The organism is Pseudomonas vlassakiae (assembly GCF_014269035.2).
Lineage (GTDB): Bacteria > Pseudomonadota > Gammaproteobacteria > Pseudomonadales > Pseudomonadaceae > Aquipseudomonas > Aquipseudomonas vlassakiae.
Genome location: NZ_JABWRP020000023.1, coordinates 1 through 16,875 on the forward strand (window position 1 = coordinate 1; position 16,875 = coordinate 16,875).

At 62.3% G+C, this 16,875-nt stretch carries 18 protein-coding genes; 2 read left to right on the plus strand and 16 right to left on the minus strand.

What is annotated here, in order from left to right; genetic code table 11:
- Position 1 precedes the first annotated feature (1 nt).
- From phnE to HU738_RS22740, 4 genes are read right to left on the minus strand one after another with little or no spacing between them, the layout of a single operon-like run.
- Positions 2-769, minus strand: coding sequence for a phosphonate ABC transporter, permease protein PhnE (gene phnE / locus HU738_RS22725; RefSeq protein WP_186604282.1), 768 nt, complete (start codon positions 767-769; stop codon positions 2-4).
- Positions 766-1,593 (minus strand): PhnE/PtxC family ABC transporter permease, encoded by an 828-nt coding sequence (locus HU738_RS22730; protein WP_186604285.1) that lies wholly within the window; start codon positions 1,591-1,593, stop codon positions 766-768. Before HU738_RS22730 ends, phnE begins: the two co-directional genes overlap by 4 nt.
- Positions 1,587-2,384 (minus strand): phosphonate ABC transporter ATP-binding protein, encoded by a 798-nt coding sequence (locus HU738_RS22735; RefSeq protein ID WP_186604287.1) that lies wholly within the window; start codon positions 2,382-2,384, stop codon positions 1,587-1,589. The genes HU738_RS22730 and HU738_RS22735 overlap by 7 nt, the downstream gene beginning before the upstream one ends.
- Positions 2,381-3,235: a putative selenate ABC transporter substrate-binding protein gene (locus HU738_RS22740; protein ID WP_186604289.1), complete on the minus strand. Its 855-nt coding sequence runs from the start codon at positions 3,233-3,235 to the stop codon at positions 2,381-2,383. Before HU738_RS22740 ends, HU738_RS22735 begins: the two co-directional genes overlap by 4 nt.
- Before the next feature lie 126 nt (positions 3,236-3,361).
- On the opposite strand from HU738_RS22740, the gene selD reads away from it, so the two are divergent.
- Together selD and mnmH are read left to right on the plus strand one after the other, a co-directional pair.
- Complete coding sequence (gene selD, locus HU738_RS22745; RefSeq protein WP_186604291.1) at positions 3,362-4,396, plus strand: selenide, water dikinase SelD; 1,035 nt, start codon at positions 3,362-3,364, stop codon at positions 4,394-4,396.
- Positions 4,396-5,508 (plus strand): tRNA 2-selenouridine(34) synthase MnmH, encoded by a 1,113-nt coding sequence (mnmH, locus tag HU738_RS22750; protein ID WP_186604293.1) that lies wholly within the window; start codon positions 4,396-4,398, stop codon positions 5,506-5,508. The genes selD and mnmH overlap by 1 nt, the downstream gene beginning before the upstream one ends.
- Positions 5,509-5,560: 52 nt before the next feature.
- Here mnmH and HU738_RS22755 read toward each other — a convergent pair whose 3' ends face one another.
- The 12 genes from HU738_RS22755 to hmpA all read right to left on the minus strand — a co-directional run bounded on the left by HU738_RS22755 (position 5,561) and on the right by hmpA (position 16,731).
- On the minus strand, positions 5,561-5,941 hold the full coding sequence (locus HU738_RS22755) for a lysozyme inhibitor LprI family protein (protein WP_186604295.1): 381 nt from the start codon (positions 5,939-5,941) through the stop codon (positions 5,561-5,563).
- An 11-nt stretch (positions 5,942-5,952) separates the two neighbouring features.
- The gene (locus HU738_RS22760) at positions 5,953-6,492 is read right to left on the minus strand and encodes a hypothetical protein (protein ID WP_186604352.1); all 540 of its coding nucleotides are present in this window, start codon (positions 6,490-6,492) and stop codon (positions 5,953-5,955) included.
- A 14-nt stretch (positions 6,493-6,506) separates the two neighbouring features.
- The gene (locus HU738_RS22765) at positions 6,507-7,070 is read right to left on the minus strand and encodes a GNAT family N-acetyltransferase (protein WP_054887542.1); all 564 of its coding nucleotides are present in this window, start codon (positions 7,068-7,070) and stop codon (positions 6,507-6,509) included.
- A gap of 185 nt (positions 7,071-7,255) precedes the next feature.
- Entirely contained in the window at positions 7,256-7,639 is a 384-nt protein-coding gene (locus HU738_RS22770; RefSeq protein WP_176510079.1) for a YkgJ family cysteine cluster protein, read from the minus strand.
- A gap of 151 nt (positions 7,640-7,790) precedes the next feature.
- Positions 7,791-8,999, minus strand: coding sequence for an alanine transaminase (alaC, locus tag HU738_RS22775; RefSeq protein ID WP_054887540.1), 1,209 nt, complete (start codon positions 8,997-8,999; stop codon positions 7,791-7,793).
- Positions 9,000-9,334: 335 nt separating this feature from the next.
- On the minus strand, positions 9,335-10,222 hold the full coding sequence (gene cyoE, locus HU738_RS22780; RefSeq protein WP_060511463.1) for a heme o synthase: 888 nt from the start codon (positions 10,220-10,222) through the stop codon (positions 9,335-9,337).
- 11 nt (positions 10,223-10,233) lie between these two features.
- Positions 10,234-10,566, minus strand: coding sequence for a cytochrome o ubiquinol oxidase subunit IV (gene cyoD / locus HU738_RS22785; RefSeq protein ID WP_054887538.1), 333 nt, complete (start codon positions 10,564-10,566; stop codon positions 10,234-10,236).
- Complete coding sequence (cyoC, locus tag HU738_RS22790) at positions 10,566-11,189, minus strand: cytochrome o ubiquinol oxidase subunit III (protein ID WP_027920308.1); 624 nt, start codon at positions 11,187-11,189, stop codon at positions 10,566-10,568. The genes cyoD and cyoC overlap by 1 nt, the downstream gene beginning before the upstream one ends.
- Positions 11,190-11,192: 3 nt before the next feature.
- Entirely contained in the window at positions 11,193-13,211 is a 2,019-nt protein-coding gene (cyoB, locus tag HU738_RS22795; RefSeq protein ID WP_054887537.1) for a cytochrome o ubiquinol oxidase subunit I, read from the minus strand.
- A gap of 3 nt (positions 13,212-13,214) precedes the next feature.
- Positions 13,215-14,159, minus strand: coding sequence for a ubiquinol oxidase subunit II (gene cyoA / locus HU738_RS22800; RefSeq protein ID WP_054887536.1), 945 nt, complete (start codon positions 14,157-14,159; stop codon positions 13,215-13,217).
- A 558-nt stretch (positions 14,160-14,717) separates the two neighbouring features.
- Positions 14,718-15,224 carry a disulfide bond formation protein B gene (locus HU738_RS22805; RefSeq protein ID WP_054887535.1) on the minus strand — a complete coding sequence of 169 codons (507 nt, stop codon included), beginning with the start codon at positions 15,222-15,224 and terminating at the stop codon, positions 14,718-14,720.
- A 331-nt stretch (positions 15,225-15,555) separates the two neighbouring features.
- Positions 15,556-16,731, minus strand: a complete 1,176-nt coding sequence (hmpA, locus tag HU738_RS22810; RefSeq protein WP_186604297.1) for an NO-inducible flavohemoprotein — start codon at positions 16,729-16,731, stop codon at positions 15,556-15,558.
- Positions 16,732-16,875 lie beyond the last annotated feature (144 nt).

Consider the following 16,875-nt stretch of genomic DNA (forward strand, 5'->3'; position numbering starts at 1 on the left):
GTCAGGCCCGCACATACCGCTGGCGCAGCACGTCACTGAAAGCATCCACCAGCAACACCAATACCAGCATTGCCATGATCACCGTACTGGCCTGGGCCTCCTGGAACAGACTCAGGGTGGTATAGAGCATCTGCCCCAGCCCCCCCGCCCCGACAAAGCCCAGCACACTGGCCATGCGAATGTTGTTCTCCCAGCGGTACAGGCTGTAAGCGAGCAACTGCGGCCACAGGTTCGGTAAGGTCCCGAAACAGAACGCTGCCACCTGCCCACCGCCCTGCAGGCGAATGGCCGCAGCGGGCTCTACCGGGGCATTTTCCAGCGCCTCGGCGAACAGGCGCCCCAATACCCCGGACGTGTGCAATGCCAGCGCCAAGGTACCGGCATTAGGCCCCAGGCCCGCCGCCAGTACCGTCAAGGCAGCCCACACAAGCTCCGGAATGGCCCGCAAGGCATTGAGCAGCAGGCGCGCCAGCGAGTGCAGCGGCCAGCCAAAGCGCCCAGCCGCCGGTAACGCCAACAGCATGCCAAGGGCCATCGCCAACAACGTACCCAGCCCAGACATGGCCAGGGTCTCCATGGCGCCCCGCCCTACCGCCTGCAGGTGCTCGATGGACAAGTCCGGATGCAGGAAGCGGCTGGCATACTCGCCCATCTGCCCCAGGCCGCCATCGCCCACCAACGCATGCAAGTCCAGCTGCAGATAACCGAACGACGCCACCACCGCCGCGACGATGGCAACGATCACCAGCAGATTGATCGCCCGGTTCATGCCAGCCTCCCGCGCAGGAAGCGGCTGAGCAGGTCAGCCAGCAGCACCAGGCCGAGGAACGCCAGCAGCATGCTCGCCACCTCGCCCCCGGCGAACATGCGCATCGACAGGTCGATCTGCTGACCCAGCCCGCCAGCACCGACAAAGCCCATCACCACCGAGGCGCGCACGGCACATTCCCAGCGGTAGACGGTGTACGACACCACTTCCGCCGACGCACTGGGCAGAATGCCGTAGAAAAACGCCATCAACCGGCCACTGCCAGCCTGCAGCAAGGCATGCGCCGGGCGCTGGTCGACCGATTCGAAAATTTCCGCATAGACCTTGCCGAGCATGCCGCTGTAGGTGATCGCGATGGCCAGCACCCCGGCCGTCGGCCCCAGGCCAACGGCCCGCACGAACAGCAGCGCCCAGACGATCTCCGGAACGCTACGCAGGAAAATCAACAAACCGCGCACAGGCAAGCGCAGCAGGCGCGACCATGGCCCTGCCCGGCCACCCCGTGATGCCGCGCGCAGTGACAGCGCGCGGCTCGCCAGCAGGCTGGTCGGCACTGCCAGCAACAGCGCCAAGGCCATACCGGCTGTCGCCACGGCCAAGGTCTGCAAGGTTGACTCGTACAGCAACGCGAGGAATTCGGCACTGTGCGCCGGCGGCCAGAAAGCGCTGGTGAAACTGGCGATCTGCTGCCGGTTCTCTGCCTGCAGCAAAACGCCAGGGTTCAGTTCGCTCAATTGCAGCCCAGGCCACAGCACGGCCAACGCCAGCAAGGTCAGCAACAGACGCGGCAACGCAGCCGGGTCACGGGCGTCGGCCTTCAGCATCGTGGAATCTGCACGGTCAGGGTCGGCCCCTGGGCTTGCGCTGGAGAGCCCAGTTGCTCGTTGGCGTACAGCGCATCCAGCAATTGCTCGGTCACCGCTTCGGCCGGGCAGTCGAACGCCACCTGCCCTTCACGAATACCGATCACCCGCGGAAAGTGCGCCAGCGCCAGGTCCACCGCATGCAGGCTGGCCACCAGGGTCACGCCATTGGCCACGGCATGGCGATTGAGCAGTGCCAGGCTGTGGTCGGCCAGCACCGGGTCCATGGCCGACACCGGTTCGTCGGTCAACAGCACTTCCGGGCGCTGATACAACGCCCGGGCAATGCCGACCCGCTGCAACTGCCCGCCAGACAACTGCCCGCACTGGACGAACAGCTTGTCGGCCAGGCCCAGCTCGGCCAACGCCTGACGCGCCCCCGGCACATCGGTCGGATACACCAGGTTGAGCAGCCCACGCAGCAGGCCCCACTGCCCCAGGCGCCCCGCCAGTACGGCCGTTACCACACGCTGGCGGGGTGGCAGCGGCGGTGCCTGGTGCACCAGGCCAATCCGTGCCCGCAGGCGCTGACGCGCCCCGGCAGACAGCGCCCAGGGCTGCTCACCAAACAGTTCCAGATGCCCGCTGCTAGGCTGCACGGCCGTGGCCATCAGGTGCAGCAGGCTGGACTTGCCGGCCCCCGAGGGGCCGATGATCGCTACCCGCTCACCTTTGGCGATGCTCAGGCTGACAGCCTCGAGCGCGCGCACCTGGCCATGGCGCAGGCAGGCGCCGTGTACATGAATAGTCACTTGAGCAGGCCGGCCTCACGTGCGGCTTGCTCGGTGCCTGCGTAGTTTTCAGGCTTGGTCTCGATGAAGCGGCTGGCCGCCTGCAGGTCGAGGATCGCCTTGTGTTCCGGATTGGCCGGGTCGAGGTCGAGGAACGCCTGCTTGATCTTCTCTTTCAGCGCCGGGTCCATGTTGCCGCGCACGGTCCAGTTGTAGTCGTAGTAGGCCGGCGTGGTGGCAAATACCTTGACCTTGCTGGTATCGACCTTGCCGGCATCGACCAGTTTCTGCCAGACGCTGGCGTTGAGCACGCCGCCGTCGACCTTGCCAGCCTGCACCCAGGCCACGGTCGCGTCGTGGGCACCAGAATAGGCCACCCGGCTGAAGTAGCTCTCAGGCTTGATGTTGTCTTCCTTGAGCATGAAGTAGCGCGGCATCAGGCTGCCCGAGGTAGACGAGATCGAACCGAAGGCGAACGACTTGCCCTTGAGGTCGGCCAGGCTTTTCACGGCCGGGTTGGCGGTAATGAACTTGGAGGTGAACTGGGCGTCCTGCTCACGCTGCACCAGCGGCGTGGCGGTCGGGTCCTTCAGGTGGACCTGGACGAAGGTGAAACCACCCAGCCAGGCCATGTCCAGACGGTTGCTGGCCAGCGACTCGACCACCGCCGGGTAGTCCGCCACCGGTACGAACTTCACCTCCATGCCCAGCTGCTTGGACAGGTACTTGCCCAGTGGCTCGAATTTGCGCAGCAGTTCGGTTGGCGCTTCGTCGGGGATGGCACTGACCCGCAGGGTGTCGGCGGCCTGAGCGACGACGGCACAGCAGGACAGCACGAGGCCGGCGGCGAGCGCCAGGGGGCGTTTGAGCATGGGAGTTCTCCGGTTCAATAGCGGGGAAAGAGCCGGCAACGCGCCGACGTTGGGAATTATAAGAGGCACAGGCGCAAAGGCCAGCTTTGCTACAATCGCGCAACAAATTGATCCCCTGAGGTGCATATGAGCGAGCCGATTCGCCTGACCCAGTACAGCCACGGTGCCGGCTGTGGCTGCAAGATCTCCCCCAAGGTGCTGGACGTGATCCTCGCCGAAAGCGGCGCCCAGGCCCTGGACCCGAAGCTGTGGGTTGGCAATGCCTCGCGTGATGACGCCGCCGTGTATGCCCTGGACGATGAGCGCGGGGTGGTCTCGACCACCGACTTCTTCATGCCGATCGTCGACGACCCGTACGACTTCGGCCGCATCGCCGCGACCAACGCGATCAGCGATATCTACGCCATGGGTGGTGACCCGCTGATGGCCATCGCCATCCTCGGCTGGCCGGTCAATGTACTGCCCCCGGAGGTCGCCCGCGAAGTGATCCGCGGCGGCCGCGCCGTGTGCGCCGAAGCCGGCATCCCGCTGGCCGGCGGCCACTCCATCGACGCGCCGGAGCCGATCTTCGGCCTGGCGGTCACCGGCGTGGTCAGCAAGCGCCATCTCAAGCGCAACGACACCGCCACCGCCGGCTGCCGCCTGTATCTGACCAAGCCACTGGGCATCGGCATCCTCACCACCGCCGAGAAGAAGGCCAAGCTGCGCGAGCAGGACCAGGGCCTGGCGCGTGACTGGATGTGCACGCTGAACACCCCGGGCAGCCGCTTCGGCAAGCTCGATGGGGTCAAGGCGATGACCGATGTCACCGGCTTCGGCCTGCTTGGCCACCTGGTGGAGCTGGCCGAAGGCAGCGGCCTGACTGCGCAACTGGACTACGCCGCCGTGCCACGCCTGCCGAGCGTCGACCACTATCTGGCCGAAGGCTGCATACCTGGCGGCACACTGCGCAATTACGACAGCTATGGGCACAAGCTCGGCGCCTTGAGCGACGAGCAGAAGCACCTGCTGTGCGACCCGCAGACCAGCGGCGGCCTGCTGGTCGCCGTGGCCCCGGAGGGCGAAGCCGAGTTCCTCGCAGTGGCGGGCGAACTGGGCCTGAGCCTGTCGCCGATCGGCCGACTGGTCGAGCGACAGAGCCACGCGGTCGAGGTGAACTGATGCGCCCCGACTGCACCGACTTCCGTCAACTGTTCCTCGCCGACGCGCCGATGATGGACATGCGCGCGCCAGTCGAATTCGCCAAGGGTGCCTTCCCCGGCACCGTCAACCTGCCATTGATGACTGACCAGGAGCGACAGAAGGTCGGCACCTGCTACAAGCAGCAGGGCCAGGCCGCCGCCATCACCCTCGGCCACCAACTGGTCAGCGGCGCGACCAAGCGCGAGCGCCTGCATGCCTGGGCCAGCTTTGCCAAAGCCCACCCGGATGGCTACCTGTACTGCGCCCGCGGCGGCCTGCGCTCGCTGATCGTGCAGCAGTGGCTGCGTGACGAGGCCGGCATCGACTACCCACGTATCAAGGGTGGCTACAAGGCCATGCGCACCTTCCTGCTGGAAACTACCCAGCAGGCCGTCGAGCAATGCGACTTCGTGCTGGTCGGCGGCCTCACCGGCACCGGCAAGACCGATGTGCTGCAGCAGCTGAACAACGTGCTCGACCTTGAAGGCCATGCCAACCACCGCGGTTCCAGCTTCGGCAAGCGCGCCACCGCCCAGCCGGCGCAGATCGACTTCGAGAACAAGCTGGCCATCGACGTGCTGAAGAAGCGCGCCCGTGGCATCGAACAGTTCGTGCTCGAAGATGAGGGCCGCATCGTCGGCAGTTGTTCGGTGCCGCTGGAGCTGTACCAGGGCATGCAGCAATACCCGATGGTGTGGCTGGAGGACAGTTTCGAGAATCGCGTGGAGCGCATCCTGCGCGATTACGTGATCAACCTGTGCGCCGAGTTCGTCGACGTGCATGGCGAGGAAGACGGCCGCCTGAAATTTGCCGGGCGGATGATGCAAAGCATGAGCAACATCCATAAGCGGCTTGGCGGAGAACGCTTCCAGCGATTGTCAGCCATCCTGAGCGAGGCGCTGGACGAGCAGCTGCGCAGTGGCGCGGTGGACCTGCATCGGGGCTGGATCGAAGGGCTGCTCAAGGAATACTACGACCCGATGTACGCCTACCAGCGTGAAGCCAAGGCCGAGCGAATCGAGTTTGCCGGGGATGGGGTGCAAGTGCGCGAATACCTCAAGGCCCGCGCCCTGGGTAAACACCGGCATTGAGTCTCACCCTGTGGGAGCGGGCTTGCCCGCGAATGGGCCAGCCCAGGCAAACTCACTGCCCGGGGCTGAGCACCCGCTCCAGCTCCGCCGCCCGCTCGCGGGTCATGTCCAGCACGCACATGCCGCCCTCCAGCTGCGCCATGGTTCCGCCACTGGCTTGCACATGGAACTTGCAGTTGGCGTCTCGATAGGCGATCCACTGGCGCTGCACATCCCGCAGGCTCTTCTGCGGCCCGGCGTCGAGCTTGGTCGCGAGTTGCTTGTAGACCCGGTTCAGGCGCTGATCCTGCAGTTGGGTTTCAGCCTGAATGCAACTGCTCATGGCGACTGTGCTGGAAGCGTTGTCCATGCATTGGCTGTAGGCCGGCGAGTTGTCGTCGGCCTGCGCCAGCGGCGCGAAAAAGGCCATGAGCAGCAGATAACGCGTGTTCATCGCAAATCCCCTCAAAGCGTTTGCACCGGCTCAGGCGGCATCAGCACCTTGCCCGGCTCGAATTGCAGCGCTGGCATCTGGGTGGCCGCATAAGCGGTTACGGCCAGCGCCGCGATCAGGCCGACATCCAGCCAGTGCCACCCCGGCACATCGTCACGGCTGCGCGCCGTGCAGCACTGCCATAGCTGGCCCAGACAAAACACGGCGATCGCTGCCAGCCACAGGTAGAAGCCCGCACCGAAACCGGTGCGCTGGGTGAATTCATAGCTGATGTTGTCCGGCAGGCGTTCGATGCCAAAGCTGCTGGCCGCCAGGTACAACGCACCCAGCCCAAGCAGCAGCGCCAGCCTGCGAAAGCGTCGATGACAAAGAATGGCCACCGCCAGCAGCGGGTTGGCGAACCACTGGAACATGCCAAAGGGGATGCCCCAGGGGCCGTACAGGAACATCTGCAGCGCCGGCATGTGCCGGCCGGCGCTCATCAGGGCGCCGTCGAAGGCCAGGCTGAGCAGGTACAGGGCCAGGCTCAGGGTTAGGTAGCAGGCCGGCAAACGGGCGCCAAGGGTCATGCGACTGGCGGCTCCAGCAGCAGGCCGTAGATACCTGAGTCGGTCAGCTCGCCCGCCACGCACCAGCGCGCCCGCAGCGTACCTTCGAGGACGAAGCCCTGGCGTTCGAGGGTGCGGGCCGAGCCCTGGTTACGTGGGTCGATCTCGCCTTCGAGGCGGCGCATGTGCAGGGTGTGGGCGATGTAGTCGATAAAGCAGGTCAGCGCTTCGTCCATGTAACCCCTGCCCTGCACCGCACTGGCCAGGCAATAGCCGATCTCGCCCCTGCGCGAGACTTCGTCGATGTTGAACAGCTGGACCATGCCAATCAGTTCGCCATTGTCCCGGCGATACATGCCCAGCTTGAGTTGCTCGCCGTTGGTATAGGCTTCGCGGTCGGCGGCCAGGGCGCTTTCGGCTTCAGCCAGGTCCTGCCAGGGGGCATGGTGCCAGTAACGCATGACCTCGGGGTCAGCCATGATCTTCAGCCACTGTGCGGCATCGGCGTGGCGCATCGGGCGCAGCTGCAGGCGCGGGCTGTCGAGGCAGAGGTCGGTGGGGAAACTGCGGGGTGGGGTCACGCCGGATCTCCTGTCCATTGCTGGGGAGATGACAGTTTAACGTTATGTGGGAGGCTGCGGGTGTATGTCTTGGGAAGTGTGGTGGGGCGGAAACCGAGCGCCGCACGCGCGGCGCTCGATCTCAAGAGCGCTGCAACTCTACCGGCGACCCCACCAAAGGGCCGCCACAAGCAGGCGAAAATGGCTCAGGCCACCTCCGCCCCATCATCCGGCCAATGCGGCTCGTTGGCCCCCGGCGGCGTCAACGGCGGCAGCCCATAGGCCGCCCGCGCATCGTCACAGCTGGGGTTATGCACCCCATCCACCCACGACGCCTCGAACTCGCGGCACGGGCTGGAACGGTTGGCGTAGATGGTGCACGCCACCTGTTGGCCAATCTCACCCTGCAGGCTCACGCAGCGGCACGGCTTGGCGTCGGTGCCGATCATCGCAACACGGGTGGGGTTGATCTGTACCACCAGGTCATCCGGCACAACACCGCCGGCAGACTGGCATTCGCCCCAGAAGAAGGACACACGGAAGTACCCGCAGCAGGCGCCGCAGTCAAGGCAAGGGTTGTATTCGGACATGATGGCACGGAAGGAAGGTTGTTGTTATCGGGGCTGGGCCCGCGCGCCATTTGTAATCGAAGCCAGGTCGGCTGAGAAGAGGGGCAATGCAAAAATAGTTTGCCGTTGATCCGCCAGGCCCGAGCCCGCCGAAGCGGGCCCGGGTGGCGCGTTACTTCTGGGTCAATCCGTCAGCTCGGAACATCTGGCGGATGCCGCGGATCGCCTGGCGAATGCGGTCCTGGTTCTCGATCAGGGCGAAGCGCACGTGGTCGTCACCATAGTCACCGAAACCGATGCCCGGCGAGACACAGACCTTGGCTTCAGCCAGCAGCTTCTTGGCAAACTCCAGCGAACCCAGGTGCGCATACTGCTCTGGAATCTTCGCCCACACGTACATCGACGCCTTGGGGTTCTCGACCATCCAGCCCAGTTCGTGCAGGCCCTTGACCAGCAGGTTGCGGCGCTGGCGGTATTGCTCGGCGATATCACGCACACACTGTTGGTCACCTTCCAGGGCCGCGATGGCCGCCACCTGCAGCGGGGTGAAGGTGCCGTAGTCGTGGTAGCTCTTGATTCGCGCCAGGGCGCTGACCAGCTCGGGATTGCCCACCATGAAACCGATTCGCCAGCCGGCCATGTTGTAGCTCTTGGACAGCGTGAAGAACTCCACCGCGATGTCCTTGGCGCCCGGCACCTGCATGATCGACGGTGCTTTCCAGCCGTCATAGACGATGTCGGCGTAGGCCAGGTCGTGCACCACCAGCACATCGTACTGCTTGGCCAGGGCCACCACGCGCTCGAAGAAGTCCAGTTCCACGCACTGGGCAGTGGGGTTGGACGGGAAGCCGAGGATCATCATCTTCGGTTTGGGGATCGACTCGCGAATCGCCCGCTCCAGTTCGTTGAAGAAATCCACTCCCGGCACCAGTGGCACCGAACGCACCTGGGCACCGGCGATCACGGCGCCGTAGATGTGGATCGGGTAGCTCGGGTTAGGCACCAGCACCGTGTCACCATGATCGAGGGTGCCGAGCATCAGGTGCGCCAGGCCCTCTTTCGAGCCAATGGTGACGATGGCTTCACTTTCCGGGTCGATATCGACCTCGTAGCGCTCCTTGTACCAGTTGGAGATAGCCCGGCGCAGGCGTGGAATGCCGCGGGAAGTGGAATAACCATGGGTGTCATCACGCTGGGCGACCTGTACCAGCTTCTCGACGATGTGCGGCGGGGTCGCGCCATCGGGGTTGCCCATGCTCAGGTCGATGATGTCCTCGCCACGGCGGCGGGCAGCCATCTTGAGTTCGGCAGTGATGTTGAAGACGTAAGGGGGGAGACGATCGATGCGCGCGAAACGGCGCGGCGAACCTGGATTGGCCATGGTTTCCTCTGCAGACGTAAGCGCCCGGAACCGTCCGAGCGACGCTGGCCGCTGCGGCGGCCTGGATCAGAAGATAGTGCCGAAACAGGATTTCTGTAAAGGATAATTTCCTGTTTTGTTGGCTTTTTTCAGATTTATTTTATGAAAACCAGAGATTTACGTTTTCAGGCCAGGCTTCTTCGTGGGTAGACCCGCTCCCACAGGGTCCGCACCCACTCAAAGCTAGCGCCGTACCTGTAGGAGCGGGTTTACCCGCGAAGAGGCCGGTACAGGAAAAACAGGCATAAAAAAACCCGGCACAGTGGCCGGGTTTTTTAGTGAAGCACTCGCCTCGATCAGCGCGCGTAGGTCATCAGTACGTCCGCCGCGGTCTGGCTGTCCACACCCATCATCACGCTCAGGGCAGTAACGGTGAGGATGGAGAAACCGAACACCTTACGGGCCCACTTGCTGTCGTCCTCGGCCTTGTAGCCACCCCAGGCCATGTACAGCCAGTACAGGCCCATGGCTGCTGCCACGGCCAGGTAGCCGAGGCCGGCGTAACCGCCGAGGGTGAGCATCAAGGTGGCAAGCAGGAAAGCCAGCACGTACAGCACGATCTGCTTCTTCGCCGCGAGGACGCCGCGCGCCACCGGCAGGACCGGGATATTGGCAGCGCTGTAATCCTTGAAGCGGAAGATCGCGATGGCAAAGCTGTGTGGCATCTGCCACAGGCTGAACATCACCAGCAAGGTCACTGCAGCCAGGTCGAAGCTGTTGCTCACGGCGCAGTAGCCGATCACCGGAGGCATGGCACCGGAGAGGCTGCCGACCAGGGTGCCGTGCACCGATTTGCGCTTCAGCCAGAGGCTGTAGAAACCAACGTAGACGACGAAGCCGATCAGCGCGCAGAACGCCGACAGCGGGTTAGCCTGCACATACAGCAGGCTGAAGCCCGCCACCCCGAGGAGGGTGGCGTAGACCAGCGCGAGGGTCAGCGACATGCCGCCCTGCACCATGACGCGGTTCTTGGTGCGCTCCATCTTATGGTCGATGTCACGGTCGATGCAGTTGTTGAACACGCATCCGGACGCCACCACCAGCGAAGTACCGATCACCACCGCCAGGAACAGGGCGAAGTCCACATGGCCCTTCGAGGCAAGGAAGAAACCGCCTGCCACGGAAAGCACGTTACCGAAAATGATCCCCGGTTTGGTGATTTGGATAAAGTGCTTAACGGACATGCAGTCTTACCTCACTTGGCCATCATTTCGAAGTGGATGCTGAACATGATCCACAGCGACAGGCCGACCAGCAGAGCGATTACCAGGGTGGTGAACAGGAACGTCGACACGTTGGAACGCTGCTCTTTCGAGCGGTCCATGTGCAGGAAGTACACCAGGTGTACCACTACCTGAATCACAGCCATGGCCACGATGATCAGAACGGTCAGGTTCTTCGGCAGGCTTGGCGACATGGCCAGGCCAAACGGGATCGCGGTCAGGATGATCGACAGGATGAAGCCGATCATGTACGACTTGACGCTGCCGTGGTTACCTTCGTGATGAGTGTCGTGTGCGTTAGCCATTACAGAACTCCCAGCAGGTAGACGACGGTGAATACGCAGATCCAGACCACGTCCAGGAAGTGCCAGAACAGGCTCAGGCAGCTCATGCGGGTCTTGGCGGTCGGCGTGATGCCGTGCTTGTTGATCTGGTACATCATGATTGCCATCCAGATCAGGCCGGCGGTCACGTGCAGACCGTGGGTGCCTACCAGGGCGAAGAAGCCCGACAGGAAGCCACTGCGGGTCGGGCCGAAGCCCTCGCCGATCAGGTGATGGAATTCATAGATTTCCATCGCGATGAAGCCTGCACCAAACAGGAAGGTCACAGCCAACCAGCCCAGTACGCCAGCTTTCTTGCCGTCGAACATCTTCAGCATGGCGAAGCCGAAGGTGATCGAGGACAGCAGCAGGAACAGCGTTTCTACAGCTACGAAGTCGAGCTGGAAGATGTCGTGACCCGACGGGCCGCCGGCAAAACTGCCGGACAGCACCGCGTAGGTGGCGAAGAGCGACGCAAACAGGATGCAGTCGGTCATCAGGTACAGCCAGAAACCGAGGACGGTCATCTGGCCCGAGTCGTGGTGGTGGTCATCGTGAGCATGGTCATGACCATGCGCGCCACCGTGGATTACTTGACTGGACATTGATTACACCCGTTCAAACGATTCGACACGTGCGCCGGCAGGCAGAGCACCTGCTTTGGCCAGCGCTTTGAGACGCTCGCCTTCGATGCGCGCCACTTCTTCGGCCGGAACCATGTAGCCCTGGTCGTCACGCGCAGCGTGGCGAACGAAGACCGCGATGGTTGCCAGCAGGCTCGCGCCAACCAGCCACCAGATGTGCCAGATGAAAGCGAAGCCGAAGACAGTCAGGAACAGACCCATGAACAGACCGGTAGCGGTGTTGTTCGGCATGTGGATCGCTTCGTACTTGCCCGGCACCTTGTAGGCGACACCGGCTTCCTTGGCTTCGTTCCAGCAATCCAGGCCGACTTTTTCCGGCATGTGGGCGAAGTTGTAGAACGGAGGTGGCGACGAAGTCGACCATTCCAGGGTACGGCCGCCCCATGGGTCGCCGGTCACGTCCAGGTTCTGCTCGCGATCGCGGATCGAAACGACGATCTGGATCAGCTGGCAGGCGATACCGAACAGGATCAGCACGGCGCCGACAACGGCTACGTACAGGTAGGGTTCCCACAGTGGGTTGTCGGAGTGGTTCAGACGACGGGTCATGCCCATGAAGCCCAGGGCGTACAGCGGCATGAACGCAACGTAGAAGCCGGAGATCCAGAACCAGAATGCAGCCTTGCCCCACTTCTCGTTCAGCTTGAAGCCGAACGCTTTTGGCCACCAGTAGGCGAAGCCGGCGATGTAGCCGAATACCGCACCACCAATGATCACGTTGTGGAAGTGAGCGATGACGAACAGGCTGTTGTGCAGCACGAAGTCAGCACCTGGAACAGCCAGCAGAACGCCAGTCATGCCACCGATCGAGAAGGTGATCATGAAGCCCAGGGTCCACAGCATCGGTGCGGTGAAGCGCACACGGCCCTGGTACATGGTGAACAGCCAGTTGAACAGCTTCACACCGGTCGGAATGGAGATCAGCATCGTCGCCAGGCCGAAGAAGGTGTTGACGCTGGCGCCGGCACCCATGGTGAAGAAGTGGTGCAGCCATACAGCGAAGCCCAGCACGGCGATGGCGCCCGATGCGTAGATCATCGAGTGGTGGCCGAACAGACGCTTGCCGGAGAAGGTCGAAGTCACTTCCGAGAACACGCCGAAGGCCGGCAGGATCAGGATGTAAACCTCAGGGTGACCCCACGCCCAGAACAGGTTGACGTACATCATCGGGTTCCCACCAAGCTCGTTGGTGAAGATGTGGAAGTCCAGATAACGGTCAACAGTCAGCAGAGCGAGTGCAGCGGTCAGGATCGGGAACGAAGCCACGATCAGCACGTTGGCCCAGGTGCAGGTCCAGGTGAAGATCGGCATGTCCATCAGCTTCATGCCAGGTGCGCGCATCTTCATCACGGTGACGAGGAAGTTCACGCCGGTCAGTGTCGTACCCAGGCCTGAGAGCTGTAGCGCCCAGATGTAGTAGTCGACACCCACCCCAGGGCTGTACTGGATGCCCGCGAGCGGCGGATAGGCAACCCAGCCGGTCTTGGCGAATTCACCAACGCCCAGCGAGATGTTGACCAGCAGCACGCCTGCCAGCAGCAGGTAGAAGCTCAGGGAGTTCAGGAACGGGAAGGCAACGTCACGTGCACCGATCTGCAGAGGAACCGCCAGGTTCATCAGGCCGGTGAAGAACGGCATCGCCATGAAGATGATCATGATCACACCGTGAGCGGTGAAGATCTGGTCATAGTGTTCAGGCGGCAGGTAGCCTTCGGAGCCACCGGTAGCGGCAGCCAGCTGGGTACGCATCATGATGGCGTCGGCAAAGCCGCGCAGCAGCATGACCATCGCGACGACGATGTACATCACCCCGATTTTCTTGTGGTCGACGGTGGTCAACCACTCGGTCCACAAGTAGGTCCACTTGCGGAAATAGGTGATAGCACCAACGACAGCAATACCCCCGAGCGCGATCATGGCAAGCGTCACCATGACTATCGGCTCGTGGAAGGGTATCGCCTCCAGGGTTAATTTACCGAACATCTCTTACTCCTCTGCACCGGCAGCTGGTTGCATACTCGATTCCACACCCTTGGTTGTGGCCAGATCTTTGCTGCCTGCTTCTTCGTGGCTCGGACGACCGCGGTTCATGCCTTCGTACTTGTCGACGATGATCTGGAACTGGTCAGGCGAGGCCTCGCTGTACAGCGCGACTGGGTTGTTTTCGCTTGGTTTGGCCAAGGCGTCGTATTCGGCCTTGTCCAGCTTCTTCGGCGACTGCTTGACCTCGGCGACCCACTTGTCGAAGTCCTCCTGGGAGGTGGCAGTGGCCTTGAATTTCATGCCGGTGAAGCCAGCGCCGCTGTAGTTGGCACTGATACCGTCGAATTCGCCGTTTTCGTTGGCGATCAGGTGCAGCTTGGTGGTCATGCCGGCCATGGCGTAGATCTGGCCGCCCAGGCCCGGGATGAAGAACGAGTTCATCACGGCGTCGGAAGTGACGCGGAAGTTGACCGGGGTGTTAGCCGGGAAGACGATCTTGTTGACCGTGGCGATGCCCTGCTCCGGGTAGATGAACAGCCATTTCCAGTCCAGCGCGACCACGTCGATCTGAATCGGCTTCACGTCCGAGTCAAGCGGACGGTAAGGGTCCAGCTTGTGGGTCGACTTGTAGGTGACGTAACCCAGGGCGATGATGATGATGATCGGGATGATCCACACCGCAGCTTCGATCTTGGTCGAGTGCGACCAGTCGGGGGTGTAGGTGGCGGCCTTGTTCGAAGCACGGTACTTCCAGGCGAATGCCACGGTCATGATGATGACCGGAATCACCACCAGCAGCATCAGGCCGGTTGCGATCAGGATCAGGTTCTTTTGCTCAATGCCGACCTGACCTTTCGGGTCGAGCAGGGTCCAGTTGCACCCACTGAGTAAAAGCATGCCTAAAAAGGGCAATATGCCAAACAGTCTGGGGTAACGCTTTTTACTCATCTCACGACCTCTAGATCAGCTTGCTTCAATGCAATTTGTGTTTTGGTAGCCAACACTTCGTCCTGCCAAGTGCGGCATTTCGCGCCCGTACTCGCTCCTGCCCGGGTCCGACTGCAGGACCTTGGCGCAAAGCGTGTTAGCGGTGCTTATGGTTTCGTAGGCAACAGGCCTGTACTTCAGACCAAGTCCATTTGGTGCGGGAAAACGCGGAGGGGGGTCCGCCCGGTATCGCCGTTGGGCGAAACTTGACGAAGTCAGCAAAAAGGAGCGCTGGGGCTTCCTTCAATCCTGCGACTCGCAAGCAGTGCCGAACGGAAATTGGGGGCGATTGTAGATAGGTCGCCAACCCTTGACTATGACTTATTGAGCAACAGTCCTTTACAGAATCCGCAACAATCCGCCCCGAAAAATCAACTTCGCGACAGTTTGTCGCACCCCGCTTGATAGCCCTCGAACCCGCATTTCGCAAGGCTTTGAGGTTGATCTGGATCAAGCGGGGGAGAACATTTCGCTGTTCTCATCCGGTGCAAAAGACCACACCGGAATCGTGACTTTTGTCTAAGACTGGCGCCGGTTGCGGTAGATGCCGAACGGAACCAGGATGGCCGTCAGGACGAATGCCACCAGTGCCCACTGCGCCAGCGACAAACCGAGGATCGGCGGGTACGGCGTGCTGCAGAAGCCGTCGACCTGGAATGCCAGCGGCCAGAGCTTGGCCAGGGGCAAGTCATCGACGATCGGCTGCAGGGTATCGATGCCGCAACTGACCATGGGGTTGGCGAGTATATACACATGGTTGCCAGCCGCAACGATTCCGCCAACGGCACTGAGCACCACCAGGCCCTCGAACAGGGTCAGGCTGCGGCGCCCGGGCATGGCGGCGGCAATGAACGCGAAGATGGCAATAAACAGCAAGGCATAGCGTTGCAGGATGCACAGCGGGCAAGGCGCCTCGCCCAGCACCACCTGCATGTACAGCGCACCGCCGATCAGGGCGAGGCAGATCACCCCCAGCAGTACCAGAAAGCGCCGTTCGCGGTTCAGGCGCGATGTTTGTTCGTTCATTGCCGATTCCTTCGATGGATAGGTGGCAGCGTGGTACGCCCGCCTGGCGCAATTCTACACGCAGGCAGGGCCCTTGGCGTGTCGAGGAGGCGGCGAGACAGCACTGCGCAGGGCTATCCGGAGATGCTGAGACCGGTTGCAGCAAGGTCGGTTCAACGTGCGCCGGTAAAAAAAGCGGCTGCCCGGGTGCCGTGCAGGGACAAGCCCCTCGACACCCGGGAGTGAAGGATACAGTGATTAAAGGAGGATTAAAGATGAAAGGTGCCCGAGGCACCGTTCATCTTTCCTTATATATAGGATGTAGCGGCCCTTTCGCGGCTAAAGGCCGCTCCTACAGGGCCGCCGCCGGCCCGAAGAACTCGTAGCGGCTCTGCTGCTCCGGCACTCCCAGGCTCTTGAGCTGGCGCCTGACTGCTGCCATGAAGCCCTTGGGCCCAAGGAAATAGGCATCCACGTCACGCCCGTGCGGCAGCCACTCGGCCAGCAGGTCCTCGCTCAGCAGGCCCACGGCATCGGCAGCGGCGCCGCCTTCCGGTTCGGCATAGCAGTAGAAGCGTTTGAGCTGCGGATGACGCTCGGCCAAGCCGTCGACCCAGTCGCGGAAGGCATGCACGGCACCGTTGCGCGCGCAGTGGATGAAATGCACCTCACGCGGTGTCTTCAGCGCCGCCTCAAGCATCGCCAACGTCGGGGTGATGCCCACCCCACCGCTGATCAGCACCAGCGGCTTGGCGCTGGCCGCCAGGGTGAAATCCCCTGCTGGCGGGAACAGCTGCAAGGTGTCGCCGACTACCAGTGCATCATGCAGATAGTTGGAGACCTTGCCGCCCTCCTCGCGCTTGACGCTGATGCGGTATTGCCGGCCATCGCACAGGGCAGACAACGAGTAATTGCGCCGCTGTTCGGCACCGTCGATGAACAGTTGCAGGCCGATGTACTGGCCCGGTTCTGCCTTCAGTACCGGCTTGCCATCTACCGGGGCGAAGTAGAACGAGGTGATTTCGCTGCTTTCCTGCTCACGACGGACCAGGCGGAATTCGCGGCTGCCGCGCCAGCCGCCGGCAGCCTCTTCCTTCTGTTTGTAGAGGGTTTCCTCGGCACCGATCAGTATGTCGGCCAGCTGGCCATAGGCAGCAGCCCAGGCCGCGATCACCTCAGGCGTGGCGATTTCCTTGCCCAGCACTTCTTCGATGGCGCGCAGCAGGCAGCTGCCGACGATCGGGTAGTGCTCCGGCAAGATCTGCAGGGCAACGTGTTTGTTGATGATCTGGCCAACCAGGCCACCGAGCTGCTCCAGCTGGTCGATGTGACGGGCATACATCAGCACGCCATTGGCCAGGGCGCGTGGCTGGTCGCCGCTGGCCTGGTGGGCCTGGTTGAACAGCGGGCGCACTTCTGGGTACTCGCTGAGCATCATTTTGTAGAAATGGGTGGTCAGCGCTTCACCACCGGTTTCCAGCAGAGGGACAGTGGCTTTGATGATTGCACGTTGTTCGGCATTGAGCATTTCGACAACTCCTGGGCCTGAGGCTTCACATGGTTGCCCTTGCTGTTACAGCAATCGTGCCAACCTTTTCCGCCAATGAAATCAGGGCATTGGCAGCAATCATGTCAAAATGACCTGGCGTCATGTATAGTCAAATTGACTTAC

Coding starts and splice junctions, on each gene's coding strand:
- phnE (WP_186604282.1), bottom strand. CDS start 769: ATGAACCGGGCGATCAATCTGCTGGTGATCGTTGCCATCGTCGCGGCG.
- HU738_RS22730 (WP_186604285.1), bottom strand. CDS start 1,593: ATGCTGAAGGCCGACGCCCGTGACCCGGCTGCGTTGCCGCGTCTGTTG.
- HU738_RS22740 (WP_186604289.1), bottom strand. CDS start 3,235: ATGCTCAAACGCCCCCTGGCGCTCGCCGCCGGCCTCGTGCTGTCCTGC.
- selD (WP_186604291.1), top strand. CDS start 3,362: ATGAGCGAGCCGATTCGCCTGACCCAGTACAGCCACGGTGCCGGCTGT.
- mnmH (WP_186604293.1), top strand. CDS start 4,396: ATGCGCCCCGACTGCACCGACTTCCGTCAACTGTTCCTCGCCGACGCG.
- HU738_RS22755 (WP_186604295.1), bottom strand. CDS start 5,941: ATGAACACGCGTTATCTGCTGCTCATGGCCTTTTTCGCGCCGCTGGCG.
- HU738_RS22770 (WP_176510079.1), bottom strand. CDS start 7,639: ATGTCCGAATACAACCCTTGCCTTGACTGCGGCGCCTGCTGCGGGTAC.
- alaC (WP_054887540.1), bottom strand. CDS start 8,999: ATGGCCAATCCAGGTTCGCCGCGCCGTTTCGCGCGCATCGATCGTCTC.
- cyoE (WP_060511463.1), bottom strand. CDS start 10,222: ATGTCCGTTAAGCACTTTATCCAAATCACCAAACCGGGGATCATTTTC.
- cyoD (WP_054887538.1), bottom strand. CDS start 10,566: ATGGCTAACGCACACGACACTCATCACGAAGGTAACCACGGCAGCGTC.
- cyoC (WP_027920308.1), bottom strand. CDS start 11,189: ATGTCCAGTCAAGTAATCCACGGTGGCGCGCATGGTCATGACCATGCT.
- cyoB (WP_054887537.1), bottom strand. CDS start 13,211: ATGTTCGGTAAATTAACCCTGGAGGCGATACCCTTCCACGAGCCGATA.
- cyoA (WP_054887536.1), bottom strand. CDS start 14,159: ATGAGTAAAAAGCGTTACCCCAGACTGTTTGGCATATTGCCCTTTTTA.
- HU738_RS22805 (WP_054887535.1), bottom strand. CDS start 15,224: ATGAACGAACAAACATCGCGCCTGAACCGCGAACGGCGCTTTCTGGTA.
- hmpA (WP_186604297.1), bottom strand. CDS start 16,731: ATGCTCAATGCCGAACAACGTGCAATCATCAAAGCCACTGTCCCTCTG.